The following is an 8,613-nucleotide window of genomic DNA, read 5'->3' on the forward strand; positions in this document are numbered from 1 at the left end:
CGGGCTCGTCCGGCAGGTGTGGGGCGAGCCCGGCCGGGACGAGCCGGTGACGGCGGGCCGGCCCGGCGCACAGGAGGAGGAGGTCGTGGTGATGGTCGCGCACAAGGGGGCCCCGATGTGGCGGGTCATCCAGCAGGTGGAGACCGCGCTGCGCGGTGACTGAGGGACGGCAAGGGGCGGCAAGGGACGGCGCGGGACGGCAGGGGACGTCGCGGAAGTCGAGGCACGTCGCGGGAAAGGGTACCGAGTGTCTTTACCGCGCGGCACTGAGTGTCATACGCTCGAAGGGCGCCGGAGCCGTAGCCCGGCGGACCGGGTGAGCGCGGGAGGCCGAACGATGTCGGAGTGGGCGGGGATCTCGGGAAGCGCGACGAGCGTCCTGACGGCGGTCGAGGACGAGGGCGGCGGCACGGGGTTCACCTTCAAGCGCTGCCGCTGGTGCGGCACCGCGTCGTTCCGCCGGCTGCTGTGTCCCGTCTGCGCGTCGAGCGACCTGGAGACGCAGCACAGCGCGGGCCCGGGCATCGTGGTGCAGTCGCGGGTGGTCCACCGCGGCACGGGCGTCGCGCGCAACGAGTCGCTCGTCCGCTTCCCCGAGGACTTCGTGGTGCCCTGCCGGATCGTCGGCACGGCCCCGAACCTGGTGTGGGTCGGGGCCGAGGTCCGCTCGGTGCCGGGCGCGGCGGAGGACGCCGGCGAGGTCCACTTCGAGCTCTCCGAGCCGGCTGTGGACGACGGCGCCTACTACCGCTGACCCGCCGCCTCCTGGGCGATCCGGTCGAACTGGGCGCCCATCGCGGCGGAGAGCGCCTGCGCCGCCGACAGCGGGCGCACCATCACCATGAAGTCGTCGATCAGGCCGTCCTCGTCGAAGTGCAGGAAGTCGCAGCCGGTGATGGCCTTCTCGCCGACCCGCGCCTCGAAGACGAGTGCGTGGTCGCGGCCGTCGGCCCCGGCGATCTCCCGCACGTAGTGGAAGTCCTCGAAGACCCGCGTGACCGCGCGCAGGATCGCCGCCGTGATCGCCTTGCCCGGGTACGGCTTGAAGGCGACCGGGCTGGTGAACACCACGTCGTCGGCCAGCATGGCCTCGACCGCGGTCAGGTCGTTCTTCTCCACGGCGGCACGGAACGGATGCATGGACGCCACTTCTTCCTCGCTAGTCAATTAGTTGATTAAGTGCGAGTGACAGTAGTCGCATCGTTGTAAGGTGTCCACATGTCACTCAAGTACGCCGTCCTCGCCGCGCTCCTGGAGGGTGAGGCGTCCGGGTACGACCTGGCGAAGATCTTCGACGTGTCGGTGTCCAACTTCTGGGCGGCGACCCCGCAGCAGCTCTACCGCGAGCTGGACCGGCTCGCGGCCGACGGGCTGATCGACGCCCGGGTGGTCCCGCAGGAGCGGCGGCCGAACAAGCGGATGTTCACGCTCTCGTCCGCGGGTCACGCGGACCTCGCCGCGTTCACGGCCCGTCAGCCCAAGCCGCTCGCGCTGCGGGACGAGCTGATGGTCAAGGTGCAGGCGGTCGACGTCGGCGACCTCGACGCCGTGCGGGAGCACGTGGAGGAGCGGGTGTCCTGGGCGCAGGGCCGGCTCGCCCGCTACGAGCGGATCCGCCGGCATCTGCTCGGCGGGCTCCCGGAGGAGCGGTTCCTCGACGAGGGGGAGCGGATCGGCCCCTATCTGACCCTGATGGCCGGGATCTCCTTCGAGCAGGACAACGTGCGCTGGGGCCGACGCGTCCTGGAGATCCTCGAGCGCCGCGCGGCCCGCGCCGCTCAGGCCCCGGGGCGCTCCTCGGGCGCGCGCAGCTGAAGCCCGTTCTCCCAGATCTTGTTGAGCGTCGTCACCAGACGCTCGTACGGGATCCGCTGGCCGAGGACGAAGACCAGGTACGCCATGCGGCTCACCATCACCGACAGCGCGTGCGCGGTGACGAGCGGGTCCAGGGTCGGATCGGCCGCCCCCGCGTCCTGGAGCGAGCGGATCAGCTTGGCGTTGCGCCGCGCGAACGCGTTGCCCCGCTCGATGCGCAGCTGCTTGAACGTCTCGTCGACCTGGGCGACCTGCTCGAACAGGCCCATGAGCCGGGCGTTCTTCTTGTAGGCGCGCAGGTACTCGCGGTTCGAGGCGTCGATCATCTCGCGCGGATCCGTGATCCCGGTGCGCTCGCGCAGATGCGGGTGCAGCATCTCCTCCTGCACCTGCGCGACGAGCGCCTGGAAGATCTCTTCCTTGCTGTTGAAGTACGTGTAGAAGGACCCGGACGCGACATGGGCGGCCTTGGAGATGTCCGTGATCCGGGCGTCGAGGTACCCGTCGCGCTCGAACACCTCACGGGCCGCGGCGACCAGGGCGTTGCGCGTCCTGACGCCGCGGGCGCTGCGGGGCGTGATCGGTTGCTTCTGGCCGCCGTCGGCGGCCGTGGCCTGGGCAGGCAATGCGGTCCATTCGCTCTCGTACGGGCGGGCGCCCGCGCGGACGCGGGAGCCTCGCGGGTGGCTGCGGATGCTATCAGCCGAGCTTGTCGAGGAACTCGAGCAGCGCGGCCCCGACCTCGGCGGGCCGTTCCTGCTGGATCCAGTGGCCCGCCCCGTCGAGGACGACCCGGCCGCGCAGGTCCGTGAGCACGTCCTCCAGGCGGTCGGACGGCATGAAGCGTGCCACCGGGTCCTTGGAGCCGGTGACGAAGAGGGACGGGACGTCCACGGTCCGGCCGGCGAGCGGCGCGGTGCGCTCCCAGGTGCGGTCCAGGTTGCGGTAGTAGTTTAGCCCGCCCGTGAAGCCCGTCCGCTCGAACGTCTCGACGTAGTGGGCGAGTTCCTCCTCGCTCAGCCAGCCGGGGCGCTCGGCCGCCGGTTCGTCGCGCGCCGCCCACGCCGCCGACCAGATCTCGCGCGCGGTGAGGGTGCGCCGCACGTCCTGGGCGAGGGCGCGGTCGGCGACGCCGGGCTCCTGGAACCACACCATGTAGAAGGCGTCGCCGAGCCGCCGGCGCAGCACCGGCAGCGGTGCCACGGGGGAGCGCGGTGTCATCGGCACGCTCATCCCCACGACGGCGCGCACCCGCTCCGGATGGGCCCACGCCATGTGCCACACGATCGAGGCGCCCCAGTCGTGCCCGACGAACACCGCGTCCCGGGCGCCCACGTCGTCGAGCAGCCCGAGGAGGTCCCCGCACACGGTCGGCGCGTCGTAGGCCTCGACCTCGGCGGGGCGGCTGCTGCCGCCGAAGCCGCGCATGTCGGGCGCGAGCACCCGGTACCCCGCGGCGGCCAGGGTCCGGATCTGGTGGCGCCAGGAGAAGGCCAGCTCGGGGAAGCCGTGGCAGAGCACCACGAGGGGCTTCGCCGGGTCCTTCGGGCCGTCCTCGAAGACGCGCAGCGTGATGCCGTTCGTCGCGACGTCGCGTGCCGTGACCCGGTCCCACGCGCCGTTCGGCAGATGTGCGGTCATGAAACAGGGCTCCTCGGATCGTCCGGCCGGTGAACGGCGGCAGGCCGGGCCCGTGCGGCGGTGTCCGGCACGGATCCTGAACCTGACGTTGGGTTCGAATATACCGAGCGGTCCGCCGACTGTCATTGAACTTGAACCCGGATTCAAATACGGTGGAGGCACAGCCGAGCGAAGGAGCCGTCACCCCATGCGGATCATCGACAAGGTCGCCGTGGTCACCGGCGCGGCGGGCGGCATCGGCGCCGCCGTCGCCCAGCGGCTCCTGGAGGCGGGCGCCCGCGGCGTCCTGCTCACGGACCTGGACGCGACCCGCCTCGACGCCACCGTGCGCGAGCTCGCCGCCGGGCACGGCGACCGCGTCGCGGGCCGGGCCGCCGACGCCGCCGACACCACGGACCTGCGCGCCCTCCTCGGCCTCGCCGAGGAGCGCTTCGGCCCGGTCGACCTCTACTTCGCCAACGCGGGCATCGGCGGCGGCGCAGGCCTGGAGGCGAGCGAGGAGGAGTGGAGCCGCGCCCTCGACGTGAACGTGCTGGCGCACGTGCGCGCCGCGAAACTGCTCGTCCCGGGCTGGGTGGAGCGCGGCGAGGGCTACTTCTTCTCCACCGCCTCCGCGGCCGGACTGCTCACACAGATCGGCTCGGCCACGTACTCCGTCAGCAAGCACGCCGCCGTGGCCTTCTCCGAATGGCTCTCCGTGACCTACGGCGACCAGGGCGTGCGGGTCAGCTGCCTGTGCCCCCAGGGCGTCGAGACCGAACTGCTCATGGCGGGCACCCGCTCCGCCGACGCCACGGAGCGCGCCGCGGCCCGCGCCGTCCTCGAGTCCGGTGACCTGCTCCAGCCGCTCGATGTCGCCGACCAGGTGGTCGCCGCCGTCGCCGAGGAGCCGTTCCTCGTCCTCCCGCACCCCCAGGTGCTCGACTTCTACCGGCACAAGGGCAGCGACTACGACCGCTGGCTGCGCGGCATGCGGCGCTACCAGAAAGCCGTGCGATGAGCGTTGAGGAGCACACCCGCAGCGCGGTCCTCTTCGACTTCGGCGGGGTCCTCACCACCAGTGTGACCGACGCCTTCGAGGACCTCGGACGCGAACTGGGCGCGGAGCCCGGCCAGTTGCTCCGTCTGCTCTCCCGGGACGAGGAGAGCAGCGCCCTGCTCGTCGCGCACGAGGAGGGCCGCATCGGACAGCGCGCCTTCGAGGAGGGGTACGCGGCCCGGCTGCGCGCGCACGGCGTCACCGTCACCGGGCCGGGACTGCTCGCCCGGCTCCAGTCCCGCATGCGCCCCGACCCGGACACCCTCGCCCTCGTCGCGCGGATCCGCGCCGACGGACACCGGGTCGGCCTGCTCTCCAACTCCCTGGGCGACGACTGCTACGCGGGCTTCGACCTGCCCGCCCTGTTCGACGCGGTCACCGTCTCCGGCGAGATCGGCGTCCGCAAACCCTCGCGCCGCGCCTACGCCACCGCCTGCGCCCGCCTGGGCGTCCCGCCCGAGGAGACCGTCATGGTCGACGATCTCCAGCAGAACCTCACGGCCGCGGCCCGGATCGGCATCGCCGGCGTCCTGCACCGCGACGCGGCCGGCACCGCTTCCGCCCTGGCGCGCCTGTTGCGGCCCGCCGGCGCGCGATGACACCGTACGAGACCACCACCGGAGGACACCCGTGTACGAGTTGACCGACAGGGCCAAGCGCTACCAGGCCGACCTGCTCGCCTTCATGGACGAGCACGTCTACCCCGCCGAGGCCGTCTACGACGAGCAGATGGCCGCCTCGGGCGACCCGCACTTCCACCCGCCGGTCATCGAGGAGCTGAAGACCGAGGCGAAGAAGCGCGGCCTGTGGAACCTCTTCCACCCGCACCCCGAATGGGGCCCCGGCCTCACCAACCTCGAGTACGCACCGCTCGCCGAGATCATGGGCCGCAGCGCCCACCTCGCCCCCGAGGCCACGAACTGCAACGCACCCGACACCGGCAACATGGAGGTGCTCACCCTCTTCGGGACCGACGAGCACAAGGAGAAGTGGCTCAAGCCGCTGCTCGACGGGGAGATCGCCTCCGCGTTCGCCATGACCGAGCCGGCCGTGGCCAGTTCGGACGCGAGCAACATCCAGATGCGGATGGAGCGCGACGGCGACGACTACGTCCTCAACGGCCGCAAGTGGTGGACCTCCAACGCCCTGCACCCGCACTGCAAGGTGCTCATCGTCATGGGCAAGACCGACCCCGACGGCCCGGCCTTCCGCCAGCAGTCGATGATGGTCGTGCCCGTCGACACCCCCGGCGTCACGATCCTGCGCGGCCTGCCCGTCTTCGGCTACCAGGACCGCGAGGGCCACGCCGAGGTCCTCTTCGAGAACGTCCGGGTCCCGGCCGGCGCCCTGCTCGCCGGTGAGGGCGACGGCTTCATGATCAGCCAGGCCCGGCTCGGCCCCGGCCGCATCCACCACTGCATGCGTGCCATCGGCATGGCGGAGCGCGCCCTGGACCTGATGATCGACCGGGCGCAGTCCCGTACGACCTTCGGTGCCCCGGTCGCCGAGCGGGCCAACATCCAGGACTGGATCGCCGAGGCCCGCATCGAGATCGACATGGCCCGGCTGCTCACCCTCAAGGCCGCCTACCTGATGGACACCGTCGGCAACAAGCAGGCCCGCACCGAGATCGCGGCCATCAAGGTCGCCGCGCCGAACGTCGCCCTCAAGGTCGTCGACCGCGCCATCCAGGTGCACGGCGGCGGCGGCGTCAGCGACGACTTCCCGCTCGCGAGCATGTACGCGCACCTGCGCACCCTGCGCCTGGCCGACGGCCCCGACGAGGTGCACAAGCGGACCATCGCCCGGCGCGAGCTGCGCCGCCGCGAGACGGAACGGGGTGAGCGGTGACCTCACCGGCCCCCTCGGACTCCCTCGAGGGCAAGGTCGCCGTGGTGACCGGCGCGTCGCGGGGCATCGGCCTCGCGGCGGCCGCCGCGCTGCGCGACCGCGGCGCCCGGGTCGTGCTCACCTCGCGCAGCGCGGAGCGGGCCGAGGAGGCGGCGCGCTCGCTCGGAGCGGGCGTCACCGGATTCGGCGCGCACGCCACCGACGAGGACGCCGCCCGCGCCTGCGTCGACTTCACCGTCGGCACGTACGGCCGCCTCGACATCCTGGTCAACAACGCCGGGACGAACCCCGCGTACGGGCCGGTGATCGACCAGGACCACGCCCGCTTCGCCAAGACGATGGACGTCAACCTGTGGGCGCCGATCCTGTGGACGTCCCTCGCGGTCCGCGCGTGGATGGGCGAGCACGGCGGCGCGGTCGTCAACACCGCCTCGATCGGCGGTCTTTCGGTCGCCCAGGACGTGGGGATCTACCACGTCTCGAAGGCCGCGCTCATCCACCTCACCCGGCAGCTCGCCCTCGAACTGGGCCCGCAGGTGCGGGTCAACGCGATCGCACCGGGCATCGTGCGCACCCGCCTCGCGCAGGCCCTGTGGCAGGAGAACGAGCGCCGTGTCGCGGACGCCACGCCGCTCGGCCGGATCGGCGAACCGGGCGACGTCGCCGGCGCCGTGGCCTTCCTCGCCGGGGACGGCGCCCGCTGGATCACCGGTGAGACCCTCGTCGTGGACGGCGGCCAGCTCCTCGCGGGCGGCGTCCTGGACAACTCGTCGGGACAGGGGAGTTGATAGGGCTTTTCCTCCGGGTGACGGGTGCGTCAGGATGGGGCCATGACCGCGGCCCAGATCGCCATGACCGAACTCGGGACATGGCCGGACCTGGTGAGCGGCCCGCCCCGGTGCGCGGTAGGGCACGCGTTCGGCGCGGCGGGCCATGACCTCGTCCATTTCCACTCCGACGACTGCGCCGATCTCTATCTGACCTCGTCGGCGGTGCAGCGGCTGCTGCCGCAGCTGCGGCGCGCGAGCGCCATCAGGGTCCATCCCGGCGCCTCGTGGATCACCGTGCTCCTGGAGTGCGACACCGATGTCCATCTGCTGCTCAGCCTGGTGAGCGTCGCGCTCAAGGAGCACGGGGAGCACGCGTGCCCCTCCCCGCCCTGCGACTGGGAGCGGCCCCGGGCCTCCTGACGACCCGGCCGTGGCGGTGCGTGCGGTCGGCGACCGGCTGCGGGCATTCTGGTGGCCGGAGCCGCGACGACGAACTGCGAGGCCGGCATGCGCAAGATCATCCTGATGATGTCCGTGTCCCTCGACGGCTACATGGAGGGGCCCGACCGGGAGATCGACTGGCACCGGGTCGACGAAGCGCTGCACCGGCACATGAACGACAAGGTCGCCCGTCTCGGCGGACTTCTCACCGGCCGCGTCACGCACGAGCTGATGGCCGCGTACTGGCCCACGGCGGACGCCGCCCCGCAGGCCACCCCCGCCGAGGTCGAGTTCGCCGCGATCTGGCGCGACCTGCCCAAGATCGTGTTCTCGCGGACGCTGCCCCCGGGCCCCGCCGAGTGGCACGCCACGGTCGTCCCGGAGGTGGTCCCGGAGGCGATCCGTGCCCTCAAGGAGCAGCCCGGCGGCGATCTCGTCGTCGGCGGTGCCGATCTGGGCGCCACCTTCCTCGCCCACGACCTCGTCGACGAGTTCCACGTCTACGTCCACCCGGTGCTGGTGGGCGCGGGCAGACCGATGTTCCCCGCGAGCTCCTTCGCCCCCGCACCGCTGCGGCTGCTCGGCACCCAGACCTTCGGCAACGGTGTCGTCCTCATGCGCCACGAGCGCGTCCCCGTCTGAAGCGCCCGCCCGGCTCGCGATATCGCCCAGGGCGAAGCCGCTCCCCGGGCCGCCGGTGGACGCCTACGCTGGCGCGATGAGCATCCACGAGAGCGCCCGCGGCCCGCGCGCGGCCACCCCCGCACCGCAGCAGGAGCCGCTGTGGCGGCACGTGGTCGGGGACGTGCTGCGGCGCCGGCGGCGCGGCCAGGGCCGGACCCTCCAGGACGTCGCCGACGTCGCCGGGATCTCCATGCCCTATCTCTCCGAGATGGAGCGCGGCCGCAAGGAGGCCTCGTCGGAGATGCTCGCGGCGGTGGCCGGGGCGCTCGGGCTCGGGCTCGTCGACGTCCTGGTCCTGGCGCAGGGCGAGCTGGTGCGTGCCGCGCGCCCGCGCCGGGCCGTGCCGGTCACCTCGGTCGTGTCGGTCACGAC

Annotated in this window: 12 protein-coding genes; 9 read left to right on the top strand and 3 right to left on the bottom strand. The window is 72.3% G+C overall.

Features of this window, described 5'->3' with window-relative positions; genetic code table 11:
• Nucleotides 1–337: 337 nt before the first annotated feature.
• Nucleotides 338–754, top strand: coding sequence for a zinc ribbon domain-containing protein (locus GTW43_RS31460; protein ID WP_237536913.1), 417 nt, complete (start codon nt 338–340; stop codon nt 752–754).
• Here the strand turns inward: GTW43_RS31460 and GTW43_RS31465 are convergent.
• Nucleotides 745–1,140 (bottom strand): nuclear transport factor 2 family protein, encoded by a 396-nt coding sequence (locus GTW43_RS31465; protein WP_161305383.1) that lies wholly within the window; start codon nt 1,138–1,140, stop codon nt 745–747. The genes GTW43_RS31460 and GTW43_RS31465 overlap by 10 nt on opposite strands.
• Before the next feature lie 78 nt (nt 1,141–1,218).
• Here GTW43_RS31465 and GTW43_RS31470 point away from each other — a divergent pair, with 78 nt between their 5' ends.
• On the top strand, nt 1,219–1,815 hold the full coding sequence (locus GTW43_RS31470) for a PadR family transcriptional regulator (protein WP_161305384.1): 597 nt from the start codon (nt 1,219–1,221) through the stop codon (nt 1,813–1,815).
• On the opposite strand, the gene GTW43_RS31475 is transcribed toward GTW43_RS31470, so the two are convergent.
• The gene (locus GTW43_RS31475) at nt 1,779–2,441 is read right to left on the bottom strand and encodes a TetR/AcrR family transcriptional regulator (RefSeq protein WP_237536914.1); all 663 of its coding nucleotides are present in this window, start codon (nt 2,439–2,441) and stop codon (nt 1,779–1,781) included. The two genes, GTW43_RS31470 and GTW43_RS31475, sit on opposite strands and share 37 nt — an antisense overlap.
• A 73-nt stretch (nt 2,442–2,514) precedes the next feature.
• The gene (locus GTW43_RS31480) at nt 2,515–3,456 is read right to left on the bottom strand and encodes an alpha/beta hydrolase (protein ID WP_161305385.1); all 942 of its coding nucleotides are present in this window, start codon (nt 3,454–3,456) and stop codon (nt 2,515–2,517) included.
• A 187-nt stretch (nt 3,457–3,643) separates the two neighbouring features.
• Between GTW43_RS31480 and GTW43_RS31485 the strand changes: the two genes are divergently transcribed.
• The 7 genes from GTW43_RS31485 to GTW43_RS31515 all read left to right on the top strand — a co-directional run.
• Nucleotides 3,644–4,456 carry an SDR family oxidoreductase gene (locus tag GTW43_RS31485; RefSeq protein WP_161305386.1) on the top strand — a complete coding sequence of 271 codons (813 nt, stop codon included), beginning with the start codon at nt 3,644–3,646 and terminating at the stop codon, nt 4,454–4,456.
• The gene (locus GTW43_RS31490; protein ID WP_161305387.1) at nt 4,453–5,094 is read left to right on the top strand and encodes an HAD family phosphatase; all 642 of its coding nucleotides are present in this window, start codon (nt 4,453–4,455) and stop codon (nt 5,092–5,094) included. Before GTW43_RS31485 ends, GTW43_RS31490 begins: the two co-directional genes overlap by 4 nt.
• An 85-nt stretch (nt 5,095–5,179) precedes the next feature.
• Entirely contained in the window at nt 5,180–6,346 is a 1,167-nt protein-coding gene (locus GTW43_RS31495; protein ID WP_202502187.1) for an acyl-CoA dehydrogenase family protein, read from the top strand.
• Nucleotides 6,343–7,134, top strand: a complete 792-nt coding sequence (locus tag GTW43_RS31500; RefSeq protein WP_161305389.1) for an SDR family oxidoreductase — start codon at nt 6,343–6,345, stop codon at nt 7,132–7,134. Before GTW43_RS31495 ends, GTW43_RS31500 begins: the two co-directional genes overlap by 4 nt.
• 42 nt (nt 7,135–7,176) lie before the next feature.
• Nucleotides 7,177–7,536 carry a luciferase family protein gene (locus GTW43_RS31505; RefSeq protein ID WP_161305390.1) on the top strand — a complete coding sequence of 120 codons (360 nt, stop codon included), beginning with the start codon at nt 7,177–7,179 and terminating at the stop codon, nt 7,534–7,536.
• An 87-nt stretch (nt 7,537–7,623) separates the two neighbouring features.
• Nucleotides 7,624–8,199: a dihydrofolate reductase family protein gene (locus GTW43_RS31510; RefSeq protein ID WP_161305391.1), complete on the top strand. Its 576-nt coding sequence runs from the start codon at nt 7,624–7,626 to the stop codon at nt 8,197–8,199.
• Between the two features lie 76 nt (nt 8,200–8,275).
• A partial coding sequence (locus GTW43_RS31515) for a helix-turn-helix transcriptional regulator (RefSeq protein ID WP_161305392.1) occupies nt 8,276–8,613 on the top strand: 338 nt, incomplete at its 3' end.

The sequence above is a fragment of the Streptomyces sp. SID5785 genome, assembly GCF_009870065.1.
Classification (GTDB): domain Bacteria; phylum Actinomycetota; class Actinomycetes; order Streptomycetales; family Streptomycetaceae; genus Streptomyces.

Coding starts and splice junctions, on each gene's coding strand:
- GTW43_RS31460 (WP_237536913.1), top strand. CDS start 338: ATGTCGGAGTGGGCGGGGATCTCGGGAAGCGCGACGAGCGTCCTGACG.
- GTW43_RS31465 (WP_161305383.1), bottom strand. CDS start 1,140: ATGCATCCGTTCCGTGCCGCCGTGGAGAAGAACGACCTGACCGCGGTC.
- GTW43_RS31470 (WP_161305384.1), top strand. CDS start 1,219: ATGTCACTCAAGTACGCCGTCCTCGCCGCGCTCCTGGAGGGTGAGGCG.
- GTW43_RS31480 (WP_161305385.1), bottom strand. CDS start 3,456: ATGACCGCACATCTGCCGAACGGCGCGTGGGACCGGGTCACGGCACGC.
- GTW43_RS31485 (WP_161305386.1), top strand. CDS start 3,644: ATGCGGATCATCGACAAGGTCGCCGTGGTCACCGGCGCGGCGGGCGGC.
- GTW43_RS31490 (WP_161305387.1), top strand. CDS start 4,453: ATGAGCGTTGAGGAGCACACCCGCAGCGCGGTCCTCTTCGACTTCGGC.
- GTW43_RS31495 (WP_202502187.1), top strand. CDS start 5,180: ATGGACGAGCACGTCTACCCCGCCGAGGCCGTCTACGACGAGCAGATG.
- GTW43_RS31505 (WP_161305390.1), top strand. CDS start 7,177: ATGACCGCGGCCCAGATCGCCATGACCGAACTCGGGACATGGCCGGAC.
- GTW43_RS31510 (WP_161305391.1), top strand. CDS start 7,624: ATGCGCAAGATCATCCTGATGATGTCCGTGTCCCTCGACGGCTACATG.